Genomic DNA, 25,469 nt, shown 5'->3' with positions numbered 1-25,469 from the left:
TCGGCAGCAAGCTGCGCAGATATCCAGCCCATGCACTCAGTAAAGCGTTCCCCTAGCCTCTCAAATCACCTACAATTCTCAGGAAAGACAATAGGTTGGCAGGTAAAACCTGATCAACCGCACTCTGCACTGGGAGGAGCCGGAGATGAAGGACCAAAGCGAAGCGTTTGGTGGTTATTATGCCGCTGACGACTGCGAGATCGGCGACTTCCATGCGCTGATCCGACAAAGCGCTGATGCAGCCGCGATGCCACAGGCGGATGAACTTCGACACAACATTCCGATCTACGATATGGCCCGATTGCGCCCGGAATTGGACGCGCCTGAAACACGCCAGAGCCTCATGACGGAATGGGCAAATGTGTTTCTGAACGGCCCCGGCGTGCTGGCCCTGCGAGGCGTGTATGCCGACACTCGTCCACTGGATGCAGCAACAACCCTGTTCGAGAAGATCATCACAGAGGAAAAAAAGGCCAGTGGTGGCAGTGGGGATCATTTTGCAGCCTCTGGCGCCAATGACCGCATTTGGAACGCGTGCCAGAAACTGTGCCTGCGCGCGCCGGAGGTGTTTTTGCAGTATTTCGGCAATGCCGCCATCGACGCTGTGGCCGAAGCTTGGTTGGGTCCAAATTATCAGATGACCGCACAAGTCAACCTGGTCCATCCCGGCGGAGCGGCACAGCAGGCACATCGCGACTACCATCTGGGTTTTCAAACGGCACAGGTCAGCGGGCGCTATCCCGCGCACGTACACGATCTTTCCGCGAGCCTAACCTTGCAAGGTGCGATTGCCCATTGTGACATGCCGGTGGAAAGTGGACCGACGAAGCTTTTACCTTTTTCACAGCTCTACCGCCCCGGCTATGCCGCCTGGCGGCTGCCCGAGTTTCGGGCCTGTTTTGAAGAAAACTACGTGCAACTGCCGCTTTCCAAGGGTGACGCAGTGTTCTTTAACCCTGCCCTGTTCCATGCGGCCGGTGCCAACACCAGTGCCGACATTCACCGCATGGCAAACCTGCTGCAAGTGTCCTCTGCCTTTGGGCGCGCGATGGAGACTCTGGACCGGGCCGCAATGTGCAAAGTGCTTTACCCACACGCTCAGGCCGAAGGCACGCAAAGCGAAGCGAACCGACATGCTGCAATTGCGGCTTGTGCCGAGGGATATTCCTTTCCGACCAACCTTGACCGCGATCCCCCGGTGGGCGGCTTGGCCCCTGAAACGCAAGCAGCCCTGTTTCACCGCGCCCTTGCCGAAGGCATGGAACCGGATGAGTTCAGCGCCGCGCTGGATCGGATCACGGAGCGTCAGCGGCCATAAGGAAACCGCCACTCCGAAGGGTGCGGCGGTTTCCTTGGCGAGGCCTGCGCTTAAACGGTGCCGCCCAAGCTCCCTTCGAGCGTCGCAAGTTCTTGGCCGCCCGCCATTAGGTCTTGCAATTCGTCAGGCGTGATCTCGCCCCTTTTGGCGGTGCCCAAGGTTTTGCCCCGGTTCAAGACCGTAAACCGATCACCCACGGCCATGGCGTGCCGCACGTTATGGGTAATGAAAACGACGGCGATGCCTTTCTTGCGTACGCGGTCGACCGTGGCCAAGACATTCGAGGTTTGGCGCACCCCAAGGGCAGACGTCGGCTCATCAAGAATGAGCACTTTGGCCCCGAAATAAACCGCACGCGCAATGGCCACCGTCTGACGTTCGCCACCTGACAAAGTGCCGACCGCCTGGTCAGGCCCACGCAGGTTAATGCCCATCTTTTTCATTTCGGCCATCGTCACGTCATTGGCCTGTTCGTGGTCAAAGACGGTGACGGGGCCGATCCGCTTCGTGGGCTCGTTGCCCATGAAGAAATTGCGTGACACCGACATCAGCGGGATCATCGCGAGATCCTGATAGACCGTGGCAATGCCTGCGTTGATGGCGTCGCGGGGCCGCTCAAAGTTCATGGGCTGACCTTCGAAATAGATCTCGCCCTTGGTCGGTTTGTGGACGCCGGACATGGTCTTGATGAATGTCGACTTGCCCGCTCCGTTGTCGCCCAAAAGGCAGTGACATTCACCAGGATGCACCTCAAGCGATACACCCGCCAAAGCGATCACAGAGCCAAAGTGCTTCTCGATATTCTTCATCTCGACAAGTGGAGTACTCATATCATTTCTCCCCCGTGATCATGCGTCGGATATAGGTGTTCAGGATCACCGCAAGGAGCAGGATCACACCAAGGAACACCCGGAAGAGCGAACTTTCGACGCCAGCAAAGAAGAGGCCCTGTTGCACCACGCCAAAGATCAGCGCGCCCAAGGCGGCCCCGATCACCGAGCCATATCCGCCGGTCAAAAGCGCGCCGCCGATGACCACCGAGATGATCGCCTCAAACTCCTTCAGTAGGCCGCGGTCAGCCCCGGCCGATCCAAACTCCATCACCTGGCAGGTGGCAAAGACAGTCGCGCAAAAAGCGGTGAACATGAACATCAAGATTTTGACGCGGTTGACGGGAACACCCGTATAGCGAGCCGACTGCGCATCGCCGCCGGATGCGAAAATCCAGTTGCCGAACTTGGTGCGGGTGAGAAGAAAGTGGCCAAAAATGACCAGCGCGATGGCCCAAACGATCAGCATCGGGATGCCATCCACGACCGGTTGACCCTCTCGGGTTCCGCGCGAAAATGTCTCGATCCAGCCCGCGTCGCCCATCCACTGGAAGACGCCAGTGAGGACCTTACCGCCGAAAAGCGAGGCCAGCCAATCGCCCTCGGCTTGTTCGCGCACCCCTCCGATGATGGTTTTGCGAGTGGTTGCAATGGCGGCAAAGATCGTCAGACCGCGCAGGATATAGAGGAATGCCAGCGTAACAATGAAGCTGGGCAGCCCGGTCTTGATCACAAGCCAGCCGTTGACGCCGCCCAGGGCCACACAAATGATGAAGGTTGCGATGATCGCCATCCACATGGGCCAGCCCAGATGGACCGACAGGATCGCGATGCTGATCCCGGCAAAGCCGATCATGGACCCGACGGACAGGTCAAATTCGCCCGCAATCATCAACAAGCACGCGCCGACCGCGATGATGGCAAATTGGGCCGAAACGATCGACCAGTTCATGACGCCTGCCGGGCCAAACATACCGCTGTCACGAGCGGTCAGCAGGAAAAAGATGAAGACGAGAATAATGCCCGCGATGCCGCCCAATTCGGGCCGGATCAGAGCTTCGCGAAAGCGCGAGCGGGCCAGGACCCGTTCATCGGCGTCATTGGGGTTGGAGCCATCGGTCATTCGGACACGTCCTTCGTCAGAGAGAAAAAGGGCGGCCAGTTTGTTCTGGCCGCCCCGTCATTTCGTGAATTAACGGAACTCGCCCGCGAACTCTTCGACCTTTTCAAGGCCGTCAGCAGTCACAAAACCGGGGCCCGAGTTGATGTTGTTGCCGGGCAGAACGCCGTAGCGATCATAATTGGCAAGGATCACGACAGGCAGATACGCCTGAAGGAAGGGCTGCTGATCAATGCCCCACTCGATGATGCCAGACTTGATGCCTTTGACGATGTTTTCACCCAGGTCAAACGTGCCGAAATAAATGTCGCCCGCCAGGCCCATTTCCTCAAGCGCGAGGATCGTTGGGTCGGCCGAGGTCGGCCCAAGCGTCAGAACCGCGTCCAGATCGGGGTTGGCGTTCAAGTGCGCGATCACCCGGTTTTTGATCTCGGCAGGGTCTTGGCCCGCGTCAATCATCGAATCGCCCAGTTCGATGCCCAGGCCGTCCGCAAACCCGCGACAGCGTTCGGCCACTACGGTGTTCGAAATGACGTGGTTCACACAAACGAACGACCCGACGCCGTCGCCTTTCGCACGCAGACCGGCTGCATAGCCTGCGTCATATTCGGGCTGGCCCACGAACATCAAAGCGCCCACTTCGCGCGTTTGCTCGGCCGTGCCAGAGTTCATGATGATAACGTTGATGCCTTGATCAACGGCGGCCTTGATCGGCCCGCTCAACACGTCGAAGTCGGCCAATGTCGTGATGATGCCATTGGGGCCGGATGCGGCTGCCTGGTCGATGATCCGGGCCATGTCCGCCAGATCGCCTGTGGGTGGATTGCGATACTCAACCTCGACACCCATCTGATCGCCGGCAAGCGCGATGCCGTTCTTGATGGTGTTCCACCAGCTGTCGCTGTCCGGTGCGTGGCTGACCAGAATGTATTTCTCGCCTTCCGCCTGCGCGGTTGTCGCGACCATGAATGGTGCGGCCACCATGGCTGTGGCGAGCGCGACACTCTTGAATAGTGATTTCATAACTTCCTCCCTGAATTGCCAAACAACTGGCGCAAGCGCGGACTGATCCGCGCTTTCGACTCGAACTAAGCACATCGCTATTATTTTTGCAATCGGTTGCAAAGAAAGTTCTAAAATTGCATGCTCTCCCCCTGACTTTGTATGCAGTGGGCGGGTATGGTTTGGGTAATCGGTGCCTGAGTGCAGCCAGATCGGAGCGAGACGAGTTATGCCAACCACGTTGAAGGATGTTGCCGAACGCGCGGGGGTGTCCCGGTCGGCGGTGTCTCGCACCTTTACCGATGGCGCATCCGTTTCTGCTAAGATGCGCCAACGTGTGGAAAAAGCGGCCAAAGAGCTCGGCTATAGCCCCAATGCGCTGGCCTCCAGCCTGACGACAGGGCGCACCCGGTTGATTGGTCTGGTCTCCAACAACTTTCACAACCCGATCTTCCTGGAAGTTTTCGACCTGTTCACACGTGGGCTTCAGGACAAGGGGTTGCGGCCCTTGCTAGTCAACCTGACAGACGAAACCGATCCCGCAAATTCTGTCAAAATGATGCGCCAATATTCAGCGGATGGGGTGATAGTCGCCTCCTCCACCCTGCCCGCGGGCTTTGCCAAGGCGTTTCGTGACGCGGGCATCCCCGTAGTACGCGCCTTTGGCCGCCCCACCCGCGCGCCACAAGCCCATGTCGTGGGCATCGACAATGTCGAGGCGGGGCGCATGGCCGCGACAACTTTGGTCGCGCGTGGTTATACCCGTCTCGGCTTTATGGGCGGGCCGCAGGATGCGACTTCAACCCAAGACCGGATGCACGGATTTCTGGACGAGTTGGCACGTCATCCACACGTGACCGTCACACACAGTTTTGCTGACGCCTATTCGTTCGACGCCGGCCGACAAGAGATGCTGCGCCTTTTGCAAAGCAGTCCGGCACAAGCTTATTTCGGCGGTGATGACGTCCTGTCCATCGGCGCGCTTTCCGCCATCGCGGATCATGGGCTGCGCGTGCCCGACGACATCGGAATCATCGGCCTCAATGACATGACCATGGCCGGATGGGAAAACATAAACCTCACCACCATCCGTCAGCCCATACAGCAAATCGTGACCTCTTGCATCGAGTTGATCACAGGCATGCTGGATGACCCCGACCGCTATCCAGAGCACCGCATCTTTGCCTGCAAGATCATTGAACGGGGCACATTACGCCACGAAATCCACATATTATCAAGTAGTTAGGTTCGGAACATCGGTGGGCGCGCGTCCAGCCATGCGCCGTTTTCCTTAGCCGAAGCGACAGCCGTATGCACCGCCGCCATGGACCGGACGCCGTCACCCGCATTTGGCAAACCGTCGCGAACCTCGCCCCTGATGGCGTCGGCCAGGTCGCAATAGATATTGGCAACGGCCAAGGGGAACCCTTCAGGATGCGCAATTGACACCCGAGACAGGCGCGTTGCGTCCTCATAAAGCCCGCTTTCGCCTTTTTCGATGATCTGAGTACGCCCACCAACGGGAGTATAGATGAGCTGGTTGGGCTGTTCCGACGCCCACCGCACACCGCCCGTTTCGCCAAAGACCTGGATGTCGAACCCGTGCTGACGGCCAATGGCCACGGACGACGTCCAGAGCCTGCCAACTGTGCCGCCGCCTAGCCGGAAATTGATCATCGCATCATCCTCCAATTCCCGGCTGGGAATGGTCGAGGCAAAGTCGGCGGACAGCGTTTCGACCTGATCGTCACAGATAAAACTGGCCATGTGCAGCGCGTGAATGCCGCAATCGGCAAACTGCCCCGAAACCCCCGCCATTGCCGGATCATAGCGCCAGCGCACGCGTGGATTGTCCGCGTCCGTGGCGTCGCCATGATGACCATGGCTAAAGTTTGTGACGACCAGACGGACCTTGCCCAACTCGCCCGCGCGCACCATCGCGCGGGCTTGCCGGACCATCGGATAGGCAGAATAGCAGTAGTTGACGGCGCATATCTTGCCAGTCGCGGCGGCGATGCGCACGATCTCTTCGCCTTCGTCCACCTGCATCGTCATCGGCTTTTCGCACAGCACGTTGAACCCGGCCTCAAGAAAGGCTTTGGTGATCTCGAAATGAGTCGCGTTGGGCGTGGCAACGGTGACCAGATCAACACGGTCGGCACGGTCCTTTTCGCCTGCCAGCATCTCCTGCCAGTCGCCATAGGCGCGGTCTTTGGAGATGCCCAGACGCTGGGCATATTCGCGCCCAACATCCGCACGATGATCCAGTGCGCCCGCGGCGAATTCGAACAACCCATCGGCTCGCGCACCCAAGCGGTGCGCTGGCCCGATCTGGCTGCCTTCACCGCCACCGATCATCCCCCATCTCAACTTTGCCATGACGTATCTTTCTGTTAAAAGCCAATGGATTGCAGATATTCACGGTTGGCCCGCGCGTCTTCCAGTGGAGTGCCTGGCATGGATGGGTCACAGTCTTGTTCAACCGTGCACCAGCCAACAAAACCGGCATCCATCAGACGTTTCCGTACCGCTGGAAAGTCCACATCCCCCCGCCCCAGATTGCAAAAAATCCCCTGACCGCAGGCAGTGTAGAAATCGGTTCGTTTTGCGACCACATCGGCCTTCACCACCGGGTCGATATCCTTGAAATGCATGTAGGAAATACGGCTCATGTAGCGGTCCATAAACGCCACGGGATCAAAGCCTGCATAGCTGTGGTGCCCGGTGTCGAAACATATCTTCAGGATGCTTTCATCCACCTCGCTCAAAAGTCGCTCCAGCTCCGGCTCAAAGTCCATGAAACCTGCCGCGTGGGCGTGAATGCCCACAGTTAACCCGTATTCCTCCGCCCCCATCCTGGCTATGGTTGCGATGCGGTCGCGGTAGGCTGTCCATTCAGCCTTGTCCATTTGCTCGGCCTCGTCTGCCCGACCAGCGGTCGGGGCGCGGCGTGGCGAAATGCTGTCAATCAAAACAAGATGCCGCGCGCCATGGGCAACCAGCGCTTTGCAGGTACGCACGCTCGCATCCATTACGTCATCCCACATGGACACGTCGTGAAAGGCGCGAAATACCACGCCGCCAATGATTTCGAGATCGCGCTCGGCCAGAGCAGGCGCAAGGATCGCGGGGTCTTCGGGCATGTAACCGATGGGCCCAAGTTCGATCCCTTTGTAACCTGCCCCCGCGCACTGATCCAAAACGGATTGCCAGGATGGATAAGACGGATCACTGGGAAATTCGATACCCCATGAACAGGGGGCGTTGCCGATCTTGATGGTCATAAGCGTGGTCTTTCGGGGTCTTAGAACGTGGAAACGTCCTGCCAGGTTTTGGATGCTGAGGATGCGAGGGCGGCGGCCACAATCTGGTTGACCTGCATCCCGTCGCGAAAGGTGGGCCAGGCGGATTGCCCGGAGTGAATGGCCGTCAGGAAATCCTTGGCCTCGATGATGATTTGATCCTGATAACCGGTGCCATGCCCCGGCCCCTGGCAAAAGGGCTCATAGTCGGGATGGGCGGGGCCGGTCAGAATTTTGGCAAAGCCACGCGTGGCTTCTGCCCCGTCCATCTTGTAAAGCCAAAGGGCGTTCTGATCCTCCTGGTCAAAGCGGATCGCCCCTTTTGTTCCATTGATTTCATAGGAATAGCCCATTTTTCGGCCCGTCGCCACACGGCTGAAAAACATCTGGCCCATCGCGCCACTGGCGAACCGGCACATGATCTGTGCCTGGTCGTCATTGTCGACGGTGCCGCCGGGACGCGTTGCGTGAACGGTTTCAACCTCGGCAATCAGGCTTTTGATGGGGCCGACCAGCGCAAGTGCCCCATTGATCATATGCGGCGCCAGATCACCCATCGTGCCATTGGCCATGCCGGTGGTGCGCCATGTGGCGGGGGCCTTTGGGTCGGCATAGAAATCCTCGGTATGCTCGCCCCGAAACCAGGTGACTTCGCCAATCTCGCCTGCGGCGATTAGCTGGCGGGCGAACTGGCTAGCGGGCGTGCGGATATAGTTAAACCCGACCATATTCACGCAACCGCTGGCCTCTGCTGCCGCCATCATGGCGCGGCTGTCCGTAAGCGAAACGCCCAACGGCTTTTCGCAAAACACCGGCTTGCCCAGGGCAAATGCGGCCTCGGCCACAGGGCGGTGTGTGGATTGAGGGGTAGCAATGACAATGGCCTCGACTGCCGGGTCATTGACCAACACCTGCCAGTCCTCTGTCGCGCGGGCAAAGCCATAGGCCGCACGATAGCGTTCCGCCGAACCTGTCGAACTGGCACAGACCATTTCAAGGCGCGGGCGCAGCGCCGTGTTGAACACGGCCCCTACGGAGGCCATCGCCACGGCATGAGCCTTGCCCATATATCCGCCGCCGAGAATGCCAATCCCTATCTCAGTCATATGCCGTCCAACTCTGGGTGAAATTTTCTTTGCAACCGGTTGCGAAACTTGTATCTAGGAAAACGGACGCTCGCAAGCGCCTACACAGCCCGGCCCGAGATTTTCCAAAGGACCCGCCATCATGAGCATCGCAGACAAAACGATCCGTCTGACCACGGCGCAAGCGATCATTCGCTGGTTGTCCAACCAGTTCATTGAGATTGATGGTCAAGAATGGCGGCTGTGCGGCGGCGGCTTTGGCATTTTTGGTCATGGGAATGTGACCTGTCTGGGTGAGGCCCTTTATGATGCGCGCGATGCCCTGCCGCTTTATCGCGGTCAGAACGAACAAAGCATGGGCTTTGCCGCCGCCGGCTATGCCAAGCAGTGGCTGCGCCAGAGGTTTATGTTTTGCACCGCAAGTGCGGGCCCCGGTACGTCGAACTTGCTGACCAGCGCGGCCCTGGCCCATGCCAACCGTTTACCAATGCTGATGCTATGCGGCGACGCCTATGTGACCCGTCTGCCCGATCCCGTCTTGCAACAGATGGAGAATTTCGGTGATCCGACCCTCGGCGTGAACGACGCCTTCAAGCCCGTTGTGCGGTACTGGGACCGGATCACACATCCGGCCCAGATCATCCAATCTCTACCCAATGCCATTGCCACGATGCTGGATCCGGCCGATTGCGGACCTGCCTTTATCGGTTTGCCGCAGGATGTGCAGGGCTGGGCCTATGACTACCCTGCGATCTGGTTCGAGAAAAAGGTGCATCGCATCCGCCGCCAGACACCCGATGCGGCTGAGGTGGCCGATGCGGTTGCTTTGCTGAAAACCGCACAAAAACCGATGATCATCGCGGGCGGCGGCGTGCAATATTCGCGTGCGGTCGCTGAATTGACCACTTTTGCCGAAGTGCACCAGATCCCGGTCGTCGAAACCATTGCAGGACGCGCCAATATGCTGGCCACCCATCCGCTGAACATCGGCCCCATCGGCGTCACCGGCTCGGACAGCGCCAATGCCATAGCAGCGGAGGCCGATGTGATCGTCGCCGTAGGCACGCGGTTGCAGGACTTCACAACCGGGTCATGGACGGCGTTTTCAAAAGAGGCGCGATTTGTATCTGTCAACGCGGGCCGCCATGACGCAGGCAAGCATATGTCGCTGCCCGTTGTGGGTGACGCCAAACTGACGCTTGAGGCGTTGACCAATAAGATGTCGGGATACAAAGCCCCCGCAGACTGGGTAGCATCCGCCCAAGACCACCGCACCAAATGGGATGCCTACGTGGCCGACAATGTGGCCCCGGGCAACCGCCCCAACTCTTACGCCATGGCCATCGGAGCCGTGAACGCACTTTGCGACAAGCGCGACCGGGTGGTGGCCGCCGCCGGGGGCCTTCCCGCCGAAGTGACGGCCAACTGGCGCACCCTCGAACAAGGCACCGTAGACGTAGAATTCGGCTTTTCCTGCATGGGCTATGAAATCTCTGGCGCATGGGGTGCCCGCATCGCGCAGGCAGAGCTGGAACCAGATCAGGACACTATCGTTTTTATCGGTGACGGATCCTACATGATGATGAATTCCGACATCTATTCCTCGGTCCTCAGCCAGAAAAAGCTGATCATTCTGGTGCTCGACAACGGTGGTTTTGCCGTGATCAACAAGTTGCAAAACAACACCGGGAACGAAAGCTTCAACAACTTGATCGCGGATAGCCCCACGATCCCAGAGCCGTTTGCAGTCGATTTCGAGACACATGCACGCGCCCAAGGCGCAATCTCGGAAACCGTGTCGAACCCCGCCGAATTGGCCGAAGCGTTCAGACGGGCCAAGGCAGCTGACAAGACATCCGTGATCTGCATGCAGGTCGACGCCTATGAAGGGTGGACCACCGAAGGCCACACTTGGTGGGAGTGCGGCACGCCCGAAGTGTCAGAGCGCGCGAGCGTCCGCGACGCACACGCCGAATGGGAATCTGCGCGGCCCAAACAGCGAAAGGGCGTGTGATGAGCGCCCTTCTGGACGGTATCCGCAAGAACAGCTTTGTCGTTTTCGGGCGCGCAGGGATGGACATGTTTGCCGACCCTGTCGGCACCAAAGCCGAAGAGGCGGAAACCTTCCGCTCTGATCTGGGCGGCTCTTCAGCCAATATTTGCGCAGGCCTGTCCAAATTGGGGGCGACATCTGCGCTGGTGACGTCCGTATCGGAAGACGCGGTGGGGCGATTCTGTGTGAACCGCTTGAAACATTACGGCGTCGACACCCAATACCTGCGCACCTTGGGCGGCGAGTATCGCATTTCTCTGGCCGTCTATGAAAGCGTGATCGACGATTTCCAATTGGTCATCTACCGCAACAATGCGGTGGACTTTCAGGTCACGGATGATGATGTGGACCGGGTCGATTACAGCGACTTTGGTGCTCTGATTACCGCAGGCACTGTGTTCGCCTCCGAGCCATCACGCGGTTCCACCTTCCGCGCGTTCGAAAATGCACGCGCTGCGGGCATCCCTGTCATATTTGACATCGACTACCGCCCCTATTCCTGGCCCTCGCCCGAGGTTGCCGCCGATGTGCTCTCGCGTGCGGGCGAGCAATCCGACCTGATCGTGGGAAATGACGAAGAGTTCGGGTTCATGGCCGGTGGCCTTGAAAAAGGCATGGATAAGGCCCGCGAATTGGCCGCCAAACCGGGTCGCATCGTCATCTACAAAATGGGCGAAGGCGGGGCCGTGACTTTTGCCGACGGTCAGGAAATCCGCACCGGCATCTATCCGGTCACGGCCCTCAAACCCAACGGGGCCGGCGACAGCTTCATGGCGGGCCTGCTCGCAGGCATCGCCGAAAGGCGCCCCCTGCGGGAGGCGGTCTTGCGCGGCTCTGCCTGTGCGTCGATCGTTGTGGCCCAGCCTGGTTGCGCCCCCGCAATGCCTACGCCCGCCGAGCTTGAGGCCTTTCTCGCTTCGCATCCCGGCCCCACGGAACCTTGAAAGGACCGACCCCATGCATATCGCCCCACATGACAATCAGAACAAACCTATCGTGGACGCGGATGACGCGCTGGTGCCGTTGAACTATTTCAACATCGTCAAGTTGAAGAAGGGCGAGGCATTTGAGTACCAGGTTCCGGGCTACGAGACGTGCATCGTGCCAGCCACGGGCACCGTGGACGTCGAGGTCGAAGGGGTGAAGTTCGCCAGTCTGGGCAAGCGGACCGAAGATGTTTGGGACGGCGAACCCGAAGGTGTATATGTGCCTGTCGGGGCCAAGGTTACGATGGTCTGCACCACGGATGAGACGGAAACCTTCATCGCGGGCGCCAAATACGACAAGGTGCTAGAGCCGTTTGACGTGCGCGTGGCCGAGCTGGACAAGGTGCAATACGGGTCCGACGACACCAAAACCCACCGCAAGATCAAACACATCCTGGGCACAAAGTATCACGATAAGGTCGGCCGCCTGCTCGTGTCCGAGCTGTTTACGGTTGGCCAAGGTGGCTGGTCCGGCTTTCCAAGCCACAAGCACGACACCGACCGCCAGGACAGCGATGGCAATATCATCGAGACGCGCCACGACGAAACCTATAATTTCCGGTTCAAGCCCAATTACGGCTCGGGCGTGCAGATGCTGCAACGCGAAGACAACGCACCGGGTGACGCCTATCACATCATGGACGGGTCCACGATTGTCCTCGACAAGGGCTACCACCCTTGTTCGGTACTGCCGGGCTACGAGATGTATTATTTCACTATTCTGGGCGGCCTCAGCCAACGTTCATTGGTGCAGTATTTCCAGCCCACACACGCGGCCCAATTGGAGACCATTCCGGGCATCAAGGACATGATCGCGAAGTTCAAATGACATTGGTAACCCTTGCGGAGGTCCTGCAACCGGCATTGAAACAGGGACACGCGGTGGCGGGTCTGGTCACGCTGGGCTGGGAGGATATGCGCGCCTATGTGGCCGCCGCCGAGGCGGAAGGCGTGCCTGTGATCTTGCAGGCTGGACCGTCCTGCCGTGCGCACACTCCGCTGCCAATCCTGGGCAAGATGTACCGCCACCTGGCCGAAGGGGCATCGGTGCCCGTCGTCGCGCATCTGGACCATGGCTATACGTTTGAGGAATGCCGCGAGGCGCTGGATGCAGGCTTCACCTCGCTCATGTTTGATGGGTCGCGCAAACCGCTCCAGCAAAACATCGACGAGACAGCGGCGATTGCCGAAATGGCCCACGCGGCGGGCATTTCATGTGAGGGAGAGATCGGTTTTGTGGGTTATGCAGGCGGCGAGAATTCTGCTGGCACCGACCCCGACGAAGCGGCGCAATTCGCGACAGAAACGGGCGTAGACGCTATGGCCATCTCTGTCGGCAACGTGCATCTGCAAGAAGACAAGGAAGGCGGGCTTGATGAGCCGCGCATCCGCGCAATCGAGGCGGTGACAGACGTGCCGCTGGTGATCCACGGTGGCTCAGGCGTGCCGATGGCGCAGCGCACGTCACTGGCGCGCACAAGCAGCATCTGCAAGTTCAACATCGGGACGGAGCTGCGCATGGCCTTCGGGGCAGCACTTCGGGAGGCCGTCAACGCCGACCCTGCCCGCTTTGATCGGGTCGGCATCCTCAAGGAAACCCACGACCCTCTCGTTACCGCAACACGTCGCGTCCTGTCCGCTTTCAAGGGAGAATAACATGCTGAAGATCGGGCTTTTGGGTTGTGGCCGCATCGGACAGGTCCACGCCGCCTCTATCGCGCATCTGGACGGCGTCGCGTTGACCGCTGTGGCCGACGCATTCCCCGAGGCAGCGCAAGCGCTGGCCGATAAAAGCGGTGCGAAGGTGATGGATGCGGATGCTGTCATCACAAGTGCGGACGTCGATGCAATCATTATCGCCACCCCCACCGACACGCACTATGGCCTGATCCACGCAGCTGCCCGCGCGGGCAAAGCGATTTTTTGCGAAAAGCCGGTGGACATGTCAGCCGATCGCATCCGCAATTGCATCAAGGTGGTCGAGGACACCGGCGTGCCATTTCTGACGGCCTTTAACCGCCGCTTTGATCCAAACTTTGCCAGCTTGCAGGCGCGGCTGGCGGAGGGAGAGATTGGCACCGTCGAGTTGGTCACGATCCTGTCGCGTGACCCAGCCCCCCCACCGGTCAGCTATATCGAACGCTCTGGCGGGATTTTCCGCGACATGATGATCCATGATTTTGATATGGCGCGGTTCCTGCTGGGCGAGGACCCGGTTCAGGTGTTCGCTGTAGGCTCCGCGTTGGTTGATCCGGCCATCGGGGCCGTCGGTGACGTGGACACAGCCGCCGTGACGTTGACCACAGCCAGCGGTGCCATCTGCCAGATCACGAACTCGCGCCGCGCCGCCTATGGCTATGACCAGCGGGTCGAGGTGCACGGGTCTGGCGGCATGCTGCGCGCGGGCAACATGATGGAACATACTGTCGAAGTCGCCAACGCGGCGGGGTTCCGTACGGCCCCCACCCAACACTTTTTCCTTGAACGCTATGCCCAGGCCTATCGGATCGAACTGGCGCAATTCGCGCAGACTATTGCGAAGGGAACAGCGATGACGCCGGGCATCGTCGACGGGCTCAAGGCGCAAATGCTGGCCGATGCGGCGGCGCAATCGTTGGAAACCGGGCTGCCGGTGGCGGTGGCGGCGGGCTAGGCCACGCAGTCTGTGCGGTTCGTCAAATAGCTTTGCAACATCTCGGCCACAGGCACCCTCGCCCGCAGCTTGGCGGCCAAGAGAAACACTCCGCCGAATTTGCGCTGTAAAAACAGCACGTCGATGGGCAAAGGCGGCGGGACGAACCCATCTTCGGCCAACGCCATCCCTTTGACCTGCATCTGCCGTGGCACATCGGTCGCAGCAAAGTCATAGGTCGGCGCACCGCGCAAATCGGCAAAGCCCATTTCCATCATCTTCAAAATTTGGTCGCGATGCGCCGTGTCAGTATCCGGCGCCAGCACGCCCAATTCCATCAAGATATCGGCATAAGCCCCTTGGTCCTGCGCCATCCCGGCGGAAAATAGTCTGCTGTAAAGCGCAACAACACCGGGATCAATTTGCCGCGTCGCGCCGAAATCCAGCAACACAATCCGCCCAGTTTCAGGGTCATAGCGGTAATTTGCAAAATTTGGATCGGTCTGCATCACGCCAAATTCAAAAAGCTCGCGCAGCAGCAAATCAATGAGGCTGCGCGCCACGTGATCCCGCGTTTCTTGCGGCAACTCCGCCACATCCTCTATCGGCGCGCCGGGAACATAGGTCATCGACAGAATGTCGGGCGTCGTCAAATCATCGCGGACCTGTGGCAGGCCAAATCGGTCATCCCCCGCCAACAGCAGGCGAAATTGTGTCAAATACCGCGCCTCACGCAGATAATCCGTCTCTTCATGCAATTGTTTGCGCGCCTCTTCCAGATAGGGTGCCAAGTCGAACCCGCGCGGCAAAAGCCCCGACATGCGAACCAGCGCGCCCACATTCGAAACGTCACTGTCGATGCTCCGGGCCACACCCGGATATTGCACCTTGATCGCCAGATCAGTGCCGTCCTTGAGCCGCGCGCGGTGCACCTGACCGATGGAGGCAGCCGCAATCGGGCGTACATCGAATTTGTCAAAGCGGCGCAGCCACCCCTCGCCCCATTCTGCCTTAAGCACTTTCTTCAATTGCGCGGGCGGCATGAAATGCGCGTCCGAACGCAGGCGCGCCATGATCTCGGTCAGTTCAGCAGGCAGCACATCGCCTGTGTCCATCGACACCAACTGCCCCACTTTCATGGCAGCTCCGCGCATCTGCGCCAATTGGTCGGTCACACGGCGGACATTTGCGGGGGTCAACAGCAGGTCGCGCATCGTGGGTCGCTTGCCCTGCCCCAATTGGCCAAGGCCCCGCGCCGCCATGTTGCCCGCCACCCCTGCGGTCATTGTGCTCAAACGGCCAAGCCGCGCGATCCGGCTTGCAGGCACGGGGCGCGCCTGTCCCTTCGAGGTGTCGTCTGTCATGGCTCTGACCCGCTTGGCTTGGTTCCAAGTGGGTCAGATAGGACGCTTTGCTAGCAAAGACAGGTGGCCTATTGCAGGGCCGCTGACGCGCTGCTGGTTTTCAGCTTCCAGTTTTCGATGATCGTGCCCTTGGTCTCGAGGCGGCTGGCGAGGTAATAAAGCCGCTGGGTGGCGGGGCCATCTGGTGCCGTCTCGAACCGTTGCTTGAGGTAATAGGGCGGCGTTGCCTGCGAATAGAGCGTCGCGGTGACCGTCACATCACCGGGGGCCACACCAGCGGGCAAGGTGATGCGATACTCCAGTTGGTCGCTGCCGGGGACAAAGTCAGGATCACTTTTGGCCAGTCCCTCTGGCATCGTCGCCTTCATGAAAGCGGCCGTGACTTCGCTGTCGCCAAACTTTTCGTTGAACGCAGCCGAGCCCGGCGTCAGCGTACCCAACGGTGTCAGGCGATTGTCCTTGGGATGGTGGACACGGTGCACAAAGCTGGAGGTGAATTCGCCCTTGGCGTTCTGTGTCAGCTCCTCGTATATCTGCACCTGCGACTGATCCGTGATCACGCGGTAATGCGGCTGATAAAGCGCCTCGTCCGCGCCAGGTGGCACCACATCAAGGAACTCAGTGTTCAGCGGAACGCCCATCGCGTCCACGATCACGCCTGCCGCATTGGTGCAGCCCGAACACCAGACGGTGTCTCCTGTCTTGTCCACGGCCTTGACCTCAAGAAAAGCACGGCGGAATCCGACACCCGACGGCAAGCGGTGCCCTGTTTTGTTGGTCACGCCAACCTTGGCCACGACACCGCCATAGCCCGCCGACAGATCAACGGTCACATCTGTTGTCTCGTGACGGGCCTGTAATTCGATCGTATCCAGGGCCAGTTGCGCCCCATTCGTGGCATAGGTCATAGGATCGGTCCGGCTCATCCCCATCTCAGCGCTGAATTGGCGGATCATCTCGATCATGTAGGCGTTGAGGCCGACAAAGTTGTGGCGCGCGTAATCCTCGCGGAAGGGCACGTCGACGTCCTCGACAGGCAGCAGGTTTTCCACCTCTGACAAATTCGCATCCTGAATCGATGCGATCTGGGTCGTGATGGCAGGGACAGAAAGGCTGCCATCGACCGCTTGAAAGCTGTTTTTCATATGGCAATCCTGGCAGGACTGCCCGGTTGCATCCTCACTATAGATACTGTTGACCCATTCGATATATGTCGCCTGTTCGACCGAGTGTTGAAATTCGGTCAAGGGCCCGCGGAAGGTCACACCATATTCCTCAAAGAGAAGTTCCGCGGCATTCAGTGCAGACTGGTTAAACACGTCCTGATCCGCTGCGGTATAGCCCGGTAGGGGCTGATCCGTTGGTGCATCCACATTTGGCAGATTGATGGTGTGGCAAGCGCCGCAAAGCTCGCTATCTTTGATGTAGTCATTGCCGACAGGCGTGATGCCCATCGCATTCTGCATCGGTTTCACGCGCACGTCATTGTAGGGACCAATCAATTCGTCCGCTTGGGTCATACGGAACACACCGGTGGTCCCGTTCATCAGATACGTGTCCAGCTTGTTATACTCCGGCTGGCCCGCCGCACGTTCCGGCGGCGCGATGTGGTGACACACGGCACAGGAAATCCCCTCGCGAGCGAGGTTGCCGTATTCGTGATAAGGATAGGTGCCATCGGCCTCCTGAGCGGCCTTCTCTGCCTCGGTCAGAGGATCGTGCAGCAGCGTGTAAGCCACTTTGAAATCATTGGCATCGAGGCCCAGGTCGGGATTGTTGTGCGCGTCAATCTCAAGCTGGCGCTGGCCCATCGCACCGTGGCACGACAGGCACGTGGTGCCCAGGTTCGACGAAAGATCACCAGACCCGGCCGCTTCAAGCAGGGCAAATTCGCTTTCCAGCTGCGCATAGAATATCGGGTCGCGCCCCGCCAGCCCCATGGGGGACCAGCGCCACTCGCCATATTCCGAGATGTTGTAGCCATCGCCATATTGCGGACCGGTCTGCAGGAACATGGTAGTGCCCGAGGGTGGGCCACCAAGGCCACCGTGGCAGCCAATACAGTTGTCCGAGGTCAGGAAATGCTGGGTATCGTTGGGGCGCGCAGGCACGTGATCCAACCATTCGCTGGGCAAGGTCTGTACGTCGCCGGGGCGTACGAAAATCCCGTCCGTGGGCGGGAACATCGCGGCAAAGGTGGGGTTGATCATCGTGGGCGATGCGGTCGCCTTGGCGTTGGATGCCTGCAACGCCCCTTCATTGTGGAAATAATCCTCGATCAACTGCGCCTCGCTTTCGCCCATGGCGGGGCGCTGCACGGCAGGCAGGTTAAAGGGACCGGGCGGAAAGGTATCCAGATCACGCCAGCTTTCGTCGACACGGAAAATCAGGGGCTCACCGGGATAGCCTTCGATATTGTCGAGGCTGGAAAAGATCAACTCTTCGGCGGCAGAGGCGTGGCAGCGCATGCACATCCCGTCACCCGCTGACCCGCTTGGGGGCGTGAACGGGGCGTCAAACGTATCAATGGTGGCCTTCTGGCCGACAGAGGCAAAGAACCAGCCACCATGGGAAATCGTTTCGTCCTTGACCATAACGGTCCAGTTCAATCCGCCATCCTTGCGCAGGTAATCCAGCATCATCTCTTCGACCTTGGCGGGGTCATCAGGATGCATGTAGGTCAGCATATCGCGATATTCGTTATAGCGCGCGGAGGGGGGCGACACCATTTCCTTGACCACCATCGCGCCACTGGGAATGGTGCCTGTTCGGCCCCCTTCGAGCCAGGTGATTACTTCGGGGGAATAGTAAATCCGTACAGCGGGGTGCGTGCCATAGCTGGTGTCCAGAACGAAGGGGCCCGTATCGCGCCAGCTTTTGTCGCGGACCCAACCGGCCTTGGCATAATCGCGATTGGCGATGTAGGGATATAGGACCGACTGATAATCCAGAAGCGGCAACTCGGACGGCAGGGGCAGTGCCACATCGACGTTTTGAGCCTGAGCTGTCAGCCCTCCGCCCAATGAAATGAAAAGACTTAAAGCAATTGACCAAAAGCGCGACATAATGTGTTCCTCTGACTATTCAAGAACCCTGCACGCAGAAGTTGCCGCGATCAACAGGTTTCTAACCGCTAAACGGGTGTATTCGCGTCAAGGCTGTGTGCTCTGGTTCAACTGCACTGGCCCGGGTACCTCTTGCCCACTCGGGAATTATGCGACGCACGCCCGAAAACCGCCCAAGGATATGCCGTTTTCATCGCGATTTGCCCGATAATTAGGCAACTCGGCCAAATGTATGCGCCGTCCCCTGCTACATAACAGCATCGTTGTTTCCCAAGCCCACCGGTTTGCAACACATCATCCCCATGAACACCAATCTCAGAATCGCGGTTGTCGAGGCCGACCGCGCCCGTGCCCTGCAAATTGTCGATGCTCTCAAGGATGACGGCTGGGACGACATCTTTGTCATTGGGGATGACCACGGGCTGGCGCGCAAGCTGGGCGATCTGAATCCCGATCTGGTGTTGATTGATCTGGCCCATCCCAATCGCGACGCCCTGGAACAGGTGAGCATCGCGAGCCAGGCCGAGCATCGCCCCGTGGCCATGTTCGTGGATCAATCCGATGACGAGATGACAACCGCCGCCATGACCGCAGGCCTAAGCGCCTATGTTGTTGGAGCACCGGAGCCGGAACGCATCCGCTCGGTCTTGCGCACGGCCATTGCCCGGTTTCAGGTGATGAGCCAGATGCGCCGCGAGCTTGAGATCGCCAAACAGGCCCTCGTCGACCGCAAGACCATCGACCGCGCCAAGGGCATTCTAATGCGGGCCAAAGCCATTACCGAGGACGAGGCCTATTCGCTGATGCGTAAAACGGCCATGTCGCAAAACCGCAAGGTCATCGACGTGGCCCACGCCCTTTTGACCGCGGCGGACCTGTTGGAATGATGAGCCGCCCATTGAATTGCGGTTATGTGCCCTTGGTGGACAGCGCGCCGCTGATTATCGCCAAAGAGCTCGGCTTTGCCGCCGATGAGGGGATCCAGCTGAACCTGCTGCGCCAACCGTCCTGGGCGGCCCTGCGCGATCTGCTGGCCCTCAAACATCTCGACGTCGCCCACATGCTGTCGCCCATGCCCGTGGCGATGTCACTTGGGCTAAGCGGGCCTCCGGTACAGATCGACGCGCCTTTGGTCCTGTCCGCGAACGGAACGGTTGTCGGCGTGTCACGTGCCATTGGCGACAATATGCGCGCCCGTGGTTGGGTGCCCCAGTTTTCCGACCCCAGGGCAACCATCGAATGCCTGCTGGCATGCCGCGATCAGCCTTTGCGCGTGGGCGTGCCCTTTCCCTATTCCATGCACAGGTTGTTGTTTGAGTATCTGGTTGAAGGTGCCCAAGGCGCACGGTCTGACCTGATTTCGATTGTGACGACCCCGCCACCGCTGATGGCCGATGCAGTGGCGCGCGGCGATCTGGATCTGTTCTGCGTGGGCGAGCCTTGGGGCACGGTTGCAGTCAGCACGGAACAGGCCGAACTGATCTTGCCCGGCGCATCTATATGGGCACATGCCCCAGAAAAGGTGCTGGGGATGCGCCGTGACTGGGCCGCCGAGAATGACGAGGCTTGTGGTGTGTTGTTGCGCGCGGTCTACCGGGCCGCGCGCTGGCTAGGCCAGGCCGAGAACCAGCCTTTGGCCAGTGAAATCCTGGCACGCAGCGAACATCTCGACTTGCCGGACCATGCCATTGACCCTGCCCTGACCGGGCACATCCTGTGTCGGCATGGTGACGCGCCGGTCCACATCCCGAACTTCCTGAAGTTCCATCAAGGGGCCACAAACTTCCCCTGGCGCAGCCAAGGTGCTTGGATCGGTGCGCAGATCAGCCGCCTCGCGGGCCTTGATGAGGCGCGCACCGTGCAAACCGCCGCCGATTGTCTGCGCCCCGATCTTTACCGCCGACACCTCGCGACCAGCGACGCGGATATGCCGGGCGCCTCGGCCAAAGTCGAAGGCGCACTGGCCCACCCTACTGCCGTCGCCTCGACACGCGGCGAGATGATTCTTGGACCGGACGCTTATTTTGATGGCAGAACCTTTGATTTCGGGCCGCTTTAATGGCGCAAAATTAGGCAGTTTCTGCATTGCGGCATTTTTTCGACAGCAACCACACCACAATCCTTGAGCAGTGCCGATCCTCAGCTAGTGTCATTCCCAACGAAGCATCGAAGCTTCTGCCGACCCCAGCGCATGGGGTTTTACTTCAAGAGCAAAGCCGCTCGACCCGGTCTCCGCACTCCTCCCGTGCGCCCGGCTCGAGCGGCTTTTTTTGTTTAACGCATCCGAAAGGAACCTGCCTCATGCAACGACTTCTGACCGCCGCCACCGTCATGGCCAGCCTCATGGGCACCACCGCCATGGCCGAATCTCTCGATTTGGAAAAAGACGAACTGAAGTTCGGCTTTATCAAGCTGACCGACATGGCCCCGCTCGCCATCGCCTATGAAAACGGGTACTTTGAGGACGAGGGCCTGTTCGTCACGCTGGAGGCACAAGCCAACTGGAAAGTGCTGCTGGACGGTGTAATCGACGGCCAATTGGACGGCGCCCACATGCTGGCAGGCCAACCTTTGGCTGCCACAATCGGTTACGGCACCGAGGCGCATATCATCACGCCGTTCTCCATGGATCTGAACGGCAACGGCATCACCGTTTCCAATGAGATTTGGGAGGAAATGAAGCCCCACGTGCCCTTGATGGACGATGGCCGCCCACAGCATCCAATCAGCGCCGCCTCCCTTGCGCCGGTTGTCGAGGATTACAAAGATCAGGGCATTCCGTTCAACATGGGCATGGTTTTCCCCGTCTCGACCCACAACTATGAACTGCGCTACTGGCTGGCCGCAGGCGGCTTGCAACCGGGCTATTACAGCCCCGAAAATATCAGCGGTCAGATCGGTGCCGATGTACTGCTGAGCGTGACCCCACCCCCGCAAATGCCTGCCACAATGGAAGCAGGCACCATTTTTGGCTATGCGGTTGGTGAGCCGTGGAACCAGCAAGCGGTGTTCAAAGGCATCGGCGTGCCGGTCATCACCGACTATGACATGTGGAAGAACAACCCCGAGAAGGTCTTTGGCATCACGGCCGAGTTCGCCGAGGAAAACCCCAATACAACGCTGGCGCTGACGAAGGCGCTGATCCGTGCCGCGATCTGGCTTGACGAGAACGAGAACGCCAACCGTCCCGAAGCAGTCGAAATCCTCAGCCGCTCGGAATATGTCGGGGCTGACTATGACGTGATCGCCAACTCGATGACTGGTTTCTTTGAGTTTGAGAAGGGCGACCGCCGCCCTGCGCCAGACTTCAACGTGTTTTTCCGTTACAACGCAACCTACCCGTTCTATTCGGACGCGATCTGGTACCTGACCCAGATGCGCCGTTGGGGCCAGATTGCCGAGGCCAAGCCTGACAGCTGGTATGTGGACATGGCCAAAGAGGTCTATAAGCCCGAGATTTATCTGGCTGCTGCCCGCCTGTTGGTAGACGAGGGCTTGGCCAATGAAGCCGACTTCCCTTGGGACAGCGACGGCTTCAAGGCACCGACCCCTGCCGCCGATATCATTGACGGCATCGGTTATGACGGCACAGCCCCCAACGCCTATATCGACAGCCTGCCCATCGGCCTGAAAGGCGACCAGACGGTCGTGGGCAATGAAGTCCAAGGCTAATCACCAGGACACCGGCGGATCGCGCTGCATCACAGCATGATCCGCCAGCACCACCCTCAACTGCCTAAAACCTCATCGCTGAAGCCGCACACAAACGACCTCGAGTTCAAACGTCCGCGATGAACGCAACCGGTGCATTGAAACTGCGCCGACGCCACGGCCAAAGGCCAAAAACCGAACACTCGGGGCGCAAATACCGCGCCCGCACCCGAGCCAGGAGAGACCTGACATGACCGCCATCGACCCCTCGGAACTGGACAGCACTGCCGAAGAGCGTGAAGCGCGCCGCCAGCGCGTCTTTACCCGCATCAACACCGCCGACAAGTGGTTTCAGGTGCTGGGTCTGGCGTGGTTGACCCCCATCCTCAAGGCCGCAGCAGGCGACAACCCAAAGGCCCAGGGCCGCGAGATTTGGCGTTTGTTGGGTGTACCGCTGTTGGCGATTGCGCTGTTTTTGGCCGCGTGGTCCACGCTGGCCCCGACCGTGCAAACGTCGCTGGGTGCGATCCCCGGACCCGCACAGGTGTGGGAACAGGTCGGCAACCTGCACGCAGACGCCCAGCGCGAGGCCGATAAGGAAGTTGCGTTTTACGAACGCCAGGACGCGCGAAACGCCAAGCTGATCGCGGATGGTCAGGAGGACCGGGTCAAAGAGCGCGTCTATACCGGCAAACCCACTTATTACGACCAAATCTGGACCTCTGTGAAAACGGTGTTTTTTGGCTTTTTCCTGGCCTCGATCATCGCCATCCCGCTTGGCATTGCCGCGGGCCTGAGCGCGACTGTCAACGCCGCCATCAACCCGCTGATCCAGATTTTCAAACCTGTCTCGCCGCTGGCCTGGCTGCCCATCGTGACCATGATCGTGTCGGCCACCTATGCCTCTGACGGGTTCTTTGCCAAATCCTTTCTGACCTCTGCTATCACCGTGACGCTCTGTTCGCTGTGGCCCACTTTGATCAACACGGCATTGGGTGTAGCGAGCATCGACAAGGATCTGGTCAGCGTGTCCAAGGTGCTGAAAATGAACACCTGGACCAAGATTACCAAGCTGGTTTTGCCCTCGTCTCTGCCCCTGATCTTTACCGGGTTGCGCCTGTCGCTGGGTGTCGGCTGGATGGTTCTGATCGCCGCCGAAATGTTGGCGCAGAACCCGGGCCTGGGCAAATTCGTGTGGGATGAGTTCCAGAACGGGTCGTCGCAGTCGCTGGCCAAGATCATGGTGGCCGTGTTCACCATCGGTATCATCGGCTTCCTGCTCGACCGCCTGATGTACGCGATCCAGTCCATGTTCACCTTCTCGAACAATCGGTGATTGATATGAGCTTTCTCAAACTCGACAATGTCTCCAAGAGCTTTGGCACCGGCACCCATCGGGCCGATGTGTTGAAGGGGATCACCCTTGATGTGCAGGAGGGCGAGTTCCTTGTCCTTCTGGGCTTTTCCGGGACGGGCAAGACGACCCTGATCAACCTTCTCGCGGGCCTCGATATGCCGACCACAGGTACGGCATCCTTCAAGGGCGCGCCGATCGTCGGCCCGGGCCCTGAGCGTGGCGTGATCTTTCAGAGCTATTCATTGATGCCGTGGCTGACTGTGCAAGGGAATGTGGGGCTGGCCGTCGATACGGTGTTCCCCAAGCTGTCAAAGGCCGAGCGCGCCGAAAAGGTCGCCCATTATGTAGGTATGGTTGGCTTGTCTCATGCCGCCACCCGCCGGCCTGCCGAGTTGTCGGGCGGAATGCGCCAGCGGGTCAATGTGGCCCGGGCCCTTGCGATGAACCCGGAGGTTTTGCTGCTGGACGAACCTTTGTCGGCTCTGGACGCCCTGACCCGCGCCAATCTGGCAGATGAGATCGAGAGCATTTGGGACGCCGACAAAAAGACCTGTGTGCTCATCACCAATGACGTGGACGAGGCCATCATTCTCGCCGACCGCATCATTGCGTTGAACCCCGACGGCACCTTGGGCGAAGAGTTCAAGGTGACCATCCCTCGTCCCCGTGATCGCATCGAAATGAACAACAATGACGCGTTCAAGCGGTTGCGGGCCGATGTGACCAAATACCTGATGGATGTGGGCATCGAAGCCAAGGTGGAGGGCACCCGCCAGTTGCCGGATGTGACCCCGATCCACGGTGTGCCGTCAGTTGTGGCCGACGCCCAGAAGGGGATGATCGAGAACCGCTTCCTCGACTTTTCCATGCTCCACAAAGTGTATCCGACGCCCAAGGGGCCCCTGACCGTGGTCGAAGATTTTGATCTGAAGATCAACAAAGGCGAGTTCATTTCGCTGATTGGTCATTCGGGGTGCGGCAAGTCGACGGTTTTGACGATGGCCGCAGGGTTGAACGAGATTTCCAAGGGGGCGATCAAGCTGGATGGGCGGCATGTCGAGGGGGCTGACCCTGAACGGGCCGTGGTGTTCCAATCACCAAATCTATTCCCCTGGCTCACCGCCAAGGAGAACGTGGCCATTGGCGTTGATAAGGTCTACCCGCGTGCAAGCCGGGCCGAGCGGCAAGACGTGGTCGAATACTACCTCGAACGTGTTGGCCTGGCTGATGCAATGGACAAGGGGGCGGCAAGCCTCTCCAACGGGATGAAGCAGCGGGTGGGCATCGCGCGCGCTTTTGCTTTGTCGCCCAAGCTTTTGCTGCTGGACGAGCCCTTTGGGATGCTCGACAGCTTGACCCGGTGGGAGTTGCAAGAGGTCCTGATGGAGGTGTGGAGCCGCACCAAGGTCACCGCCATTTGCGTCACCCATGACGTGGACGAAGCGATCCTTTTGGCGGACCGCGTGGTCATGATGACAAATGGTCCGCAGGCAACCATCGGTAAGATCGTCGATGTGGATCTACCGCGCCCGCGCACCCGCAAGGCATTGCTGGAGCATCCCGATTATTATGCCTACCGTCAGGACGTGCTTGATTTCCTTGAGGAATATGAGCACGGGGCAAAACCCAAAACACCCCAAACCCCGACATCCGAAACCCAGGACGGCCCCAGTGCCGCCCCTGAAACCATCGCGGCGGAGTGAC

General features: G+C 59.3%; 20 protein-coding genes. 12 read left to right on the top strand and 8 right to left on the bottom strand.

Annotated elements, in window-relative coordinates; genetic code table 11:
- The first annotated feature begins 145 nt into the window (after positions 1-145).
- On the top strand, positions 146-1,318 hold the full coding sequence (locus tag Q1A44_RS19040) for a phytanoyl-CoA dioxygenase family protein (RefSeq protein ID WP_299628477.1): 1,173 nt from the start codon (positions 146-148) through the stop codon (positions 1,316-1,318).
- A 50-nt stretch (positions 1,319-1,368) separates the two neighbouring features.
- On the opposite strand, the gene Q1A44_RS19035 is transcribed toward Q1A44_RS19040, so the two are convergent.
- The 3 genes from Q1A44_RS19035 to Q1A44_RS19025 form a co-directional block, all read right to left on the bottom strand.
- The gene (locus Q1A44_RS19035) at positions 1,369-2,148 is read right to left on the bottom strand and encodes an ATP-binding cassette domain-containing protein (RefSeq protein ID WP_299628475.1); all 780 of its coding nucleotides are present in this window, start codon (positions 2,146-2,148) and stop codon (positions 1,369-1,371) included.
- A 1-nt stretch (position 2,149) separates the two neighbouring features.
- On the bottom strand, positions 2,150-3,271 hold the full coding sequence (locus tag Q1A44_RS19030; RefSeq protein WP_299628473.1) for an ABC transporter permease: 1,122 nt from the start codon (positions 3,269-3,271) through the stop codon (positions 2,150-2,152).
- A gap of 69 nt (positions 3,272-3,340) precedes the next feature.
- The gene (locus Q1A44_RS19025) at positions 3,341-4,291 is read right to left on the bottom strand and encodes a sugar ABC transporter substrate-binding protein (protein ID WP_299628471.1); all 951 of its coding nucleotides are present in this window, start codon (positions 4,289-4,291) and stop codon (positions 3,341-3,343) included.
- 208 nt (positions 4,292-4,499) lie between these two features.
- Here Q1A44_RS19025 and Q1A44_RS19020 point away from each other — a divergent pair, with 208 nt between their 5' ends.
- Positions 4,500-5,516 (top strand): LacI family DNA-binding transcriptional regulator, encoded by a 1,017-nt coding sequence (locus tag Q1A44_RS19020; RefSeq protein ID WP_299628469.1) that lies wholly within the window; start codon positions 4,500-4,502, stop codon positions 5,514-5,516.
- Here Q1A44_RS19020 and Q1A44_RS19015 read toward each other — a convergent pair.
- Genes Q1A44_RS19015 through Q1A44_RS19005 form a run of 3 tightly spaced genes read right to left on the bottom strand, consistent with a single transcriptional unit; the run spans position 5,513 to position 8,678 of the window.
- On the bottom strand, positions 5,513-6,649 hold the full coding sequence (locus Q1A44_RS19015) for a Gfo/Idh/MocA family oxidoreductase (RefSeq protein ID WP_299628467.1): 1,137 nt from the start codon (positions 6,647-6,649) through the stop codon (positions 5,513-5,515). The genes Q1A44_RS19020 and Q1A44_RS19015 overlap by 4 nt on opposite strands.
- A gap of 14 nt (positions 6,650-6,663) precedes the next feature.
- Positions 6,664-7,554: a TIM barrel protein gene (locus Q1A44_RS19010; protein ID WP_299628465.1), complete on the bottom strand. Its 891-nt coding sequence runs from the start codon at positions 7,552-7,554 to the stop codon at positions 6,664-6,666.
- A 20-nt stretch (positions 7,555-7,574) separates the two neighbouring features.
- The gene (locus tag Q1A44_RS19005; RefSeq protein ID WP_299628463.1) at positions 7,575-8,678 is read right to left on the bottom strand and encodes a Gfo/Idh/MocA family oxidoreductase; all 1,104 of its coding nucleotides are present in this window, start codon (positions 8,676-8,678) and stop codon (positions 7,575-7,577) included.
- Between the two features lie 121 nt (positions 8,679-8,799).
- Between Q1A44_RS19005 and iolD the strand changes: the two genes are divergently transcribed.
- From iolD to iolG, 5 genes are read left to right on the top strand one after another with little or no spacing between them, the layout of a single operon-like run.
- Complete coding sequence (gene iolD / locus Q1A44_RS19000; protein WP_299628461.1) at positions 8,800-10,671, top strand: 3D-(3,5/4)-trihydroxycyclohexane-1,2-dione acylhydrolase (decyclizing); 1,872 nt, start codon at positions 8,800-8,802, stop codon at positions 10,669-10,671.
- Positions 10,671-11,654, top strand: coding sequence for a 5-dehydro-2-deoxygluconokinase (iolC, locus tag Q1A44_RS18995; RefSeq protein WP_299628458.1), 984 nt, complete (start codon positions 10,671-10,673; stop codon positions 11,652-11,654). Before iolD ends, iolC begins: the two co-directional genes overlap by 1 nt.
- Positions 11,655-11,667: 13 nt before the next feature.
- Positions 11,668-12,525: a 5-deoxy-glucuronate isomerase gene (locus Q1A44_RS18990; RefSeq protein ID WP_299628456.1), complete on the top strand. Its 858-nt coding sequence runs from the start codon at positions 11,668-11,670 to the stop codon at positions 12,523-12,525.
- Positions 12,522-13,352 carry a class II fructose-bisphosphate aldolase gene (locus tag Q1A44_RS18985; protein ID WP_299628454.1) on the top strand — a complete coding sequence of 277 codons (831 nt, stop codon included), beginning with the start codon at positions 12,522-12,524 and terminating at the stop codon, positions 13,350-13,352. The genes Q1A44_RS18990 and Q1A44_RS18985 overlap by 4 nt, the downstream gene beginning before the upstream one ends.
- A 1-nt stretch (position 13,353) precedes the next feature.
- Positions 13,354-14,349, top strand: a complete 996-nt coding sequence (iolG, locus tag Q1A44_RS18980) for an inositol 2-dehydrogenase (RefSeq protein ID WP_299628452.1) — start codon at positions 13,354-13,356, stop codon at positions 14,347-14,349.
- On the opposite strand, the gene Q1A44_RS18975 is transcribed toward iolG, so the two are convergent.
- On the bottom strand, positions 14,346-15,692 hold the full coding sequence (locus Q1A44_RS18975; RefSeq protein WP_299628450.1) for an AarF/ABC1/UbiB kinase family protein: 1,347 nt from the start codon (positions 15,690-15,692) through the stop codon (positions 14,346-14,348). The two genes, iolG and Q1A44_RS18975, sit on opposite strands and share 4 nt — an antisense overlap.
- Positions 15,693-15,760: 68 nt before the next feature.
- Entirely contained in the window at positions 15,761-18,757 is a 2,997-nt protein-coding gene (locus Q1A44_RS18970) for a hypothetical protein (RefSeq protein WP_299628448.1), read from the bottom strand.
- A 302-nt stretch (positions 18,758-19,059) separates the two neighbouring features.
- Here Q1A44_RS18970 and Q1A44_RS18965 point away from each other — a divergent pair, with 302 nt between their 5' ends.
- The 5 genes from Q1A44_RS18965 (at position 19,060) to Q1A44_RS18945 (ending at position 25,468) form a co-directional block, all read left to right on the top strand.
- On the top strand, positions 19,060-19,644 hold the full coding sequence (locus tag Q1A44_RS18965) for an ANTAR domain-containing protein (protein WP_299628446.1): 585 nt from the start codon (positions 19,060-19,062) through the stop codon (positions 19,642-19,644).
- Entirely contained in the window at positions 19,641-20,816 is a 1,176-nt protein-coding gene (locus tag Q1A44_RS18960) for a CmpA/NrtA family ABC transporter substrate-binding protein (RefSeq protein WP_299628444.1), read from the top strand. The genes Q1A44_RS18965 and Q1A44_RS18960 overlap by 4 nt, the downstream gene beginning before the upstream one ends.
- Before the next feature lie 242 nt (positions 20,817-21,058).
- On the top strand, positions 21,059-22,429 hold the full coding sequence (locus Q1A44_RS18955) for a CmpA/NrtA family ABC transporter substrate-binding protein (RefSeq protein WP_299628442.1): 1,371 nt from the start codon (positions 21,059-21,061) through the stop codon (positions 22,427-22,429).
- A 229-nt stretch (positions 22,430-22,658) separates the two neighbouring features.
- Positions 22,659-23,744 (top strand): ABC transporter permease, encoded by a 1,086-nt coding sequence (locus Q1A44_RS18950; protein WP_299628440.1) that lies wholly within the window; start codon positions 22,659-22,661, stop codon positions 23,742-23,744.
- A gap of 5 nt (positions 23,745-23,749) precedes the next feature.
- Positions 23,750-25,468 carry a nitrate ABC transporter ATP-binding protein gene (locus Q1A44_RS18945; RefSeq protein WP_299628438.1) on the top strand — a complete coding sequence of 573 codons (1,719 nt, stop codon included), beginning with the start codon at positions 23,750-23,752 and terminating at the stop codon, positions 25,466-25,468.
- The last annotated feature ends 1 nt before the right edge of the window (position 25,469 follow it).

Origin of the sequence: uncultured Tateyamaria sp. (genome assembly GCF_947503705.1) — a bacterium.
GTDB lineage: Bacteria > Pseudomonadota > Alphaproteobacteria > Rhodobacterales > Rhodobacteraceae > Tateyamaria.
Note: the sequence above shows the minus strand (reverse complement) of the source record. Positions and strands in the feature narration are given on the sequence as shown.

Bases quoted from the DNA above. Each gene is read 5' to 3' on its own strand.
- Q1A44_RS18960 (WP_299628444.1), top strand. From the start codon at position 19,641: ATGATGAGCCGCCCATTGAATTGCGGTTATGTGCCCTTGGTGGACAGC.
- iolD (WP_299628461.1), top strand. From the start codon at position 8,800: ATGAGCATCGCAGACAAAACGATCCGTCTGACCACGGCGCAAGCGATC.
- Q1A44_RS18965 (WP_299628446.1), top strand. From the start codon at position 19,060: ATGAACACCAATCTCAGAATCGCGGTTGTCGAGGCCGACCGCGCCCGT.
- Q1A44_RS18950 (WP_299628440.1), top strand. From the start codon at position 22,659: ATGACCGCCATCGACCCCTCGGAACTGGACAGCACTGCCGAAGAGCGT.
- Q1A44_RS19020 (WP_299628469.1), top strand. From the start codon at position 4,500: ATGCCAACCACGTTGAAGGATGTTGCCGAACGCGCGGGGGTGTCCCGG.
- Q1A44_RS19010 (WP_299628465.1), bottom strand. From the start codon at position 7,554: ATGACCATCAAGATCGGCAACGCCCCCTGTTCATGGGGTATCGAATTT.
- Q1A44_RS19035 (WP_299628475.1), bottom strand. From the start codon at position 2,148: ATGAGTACTCCACTTGTCGAGATGAAGAATATCGAGAAGCACTTTGGC.
- Q1A44_RS18955 (WP_299628442.1), top strand. From the start codon at position 21,059: ATGCAACGACTTCTGACCGCCGCCACCGTCATGGCCAGCCTCATGGGC.
- Q1A44_RS18990 (WP_299628456.1), top strand. From the start codon at position 11,668: ATGCATATCGCCCCACATGACAATCAGAACAAACCTATCGTGGACGCG.
- Q1A44_RS18985 (WP_299628454.1), top strand. From the start codon at position 12,522: ATGACATTGGTAACCCTTGCGGAGGTCCTGCAACCGGCATTGAAACAG.
- Q1A44_RS18970 (WP_299628448.1), bottom strand. From the start codon at position 18,757: ATGTCGCGCTTTTGGTCAATTGCTTTAAGTCTTTTCATTTCATTGGGC.
- Q1A44_RS19005 (WP_299628463.1), bottom strand. From the start codon at position 8,678: ATGACTGAGATAGGGATTGGCATTCTCGGCGGCGGATATATGGGCAAG.
- iolC (WP_299628458.1), top strand. From the start codon at position 10,671: ATGAGCGCCCTTCTGGACGGTATCCGCAAGAACAGCTTTGTCGTTTTC.
- Q1A44_RS19025 (WP_299628471.1), bottom strand. From the start codon at position 4,291: ATGAAATCACTATTCAAGAGTGTCGCGCTCGCCACAGCCATGGTGGCC.
- Q1A44_RS18975 (WP_299628450.1), bottom strand. From the start codon at position 15,692: ATGACAGACGACACCTCGAAGGGACAGGCGCGCCCCGTGCCTGCAAGC.
- iolG (WP_299628452.1), top strand. From the start codon at position 13,354: ATGCTGAAGATCGGGCTTTTGGGTTGTGGCCGCATCGGACAGGTCCAC.
- Q1A44_RS19030 (WP_299628473.1), bottom strand. From the start codon at position 3,271: ATGACCGATGGCTCCAACCCCAATGACGCCGATGAACGGGTCCTGGCC.
- Q1A44_RS18945 (WP_299628438.1), top strand. From the start codon at position 23,750: ATGAGCTTTCTCAAACTCGACAATGTCTCCAAGAGCTTTGGCACCGGC.
- Q1A44_RS19040 (WP_299628477.1), top strand. From the start codon at position 146: ATGAAGGACCAAAGCGAAGCGTTTGGTGGTTATTATGCCGCTGACGAC.
- Q1A44_RS19015 (WP_299628467.1), bottom strand. From the start codon at position 6,649: ATGGCAAAGTTGAGATGGGGGATGATCGGTGGCGGTGAAGGCAGCCAG.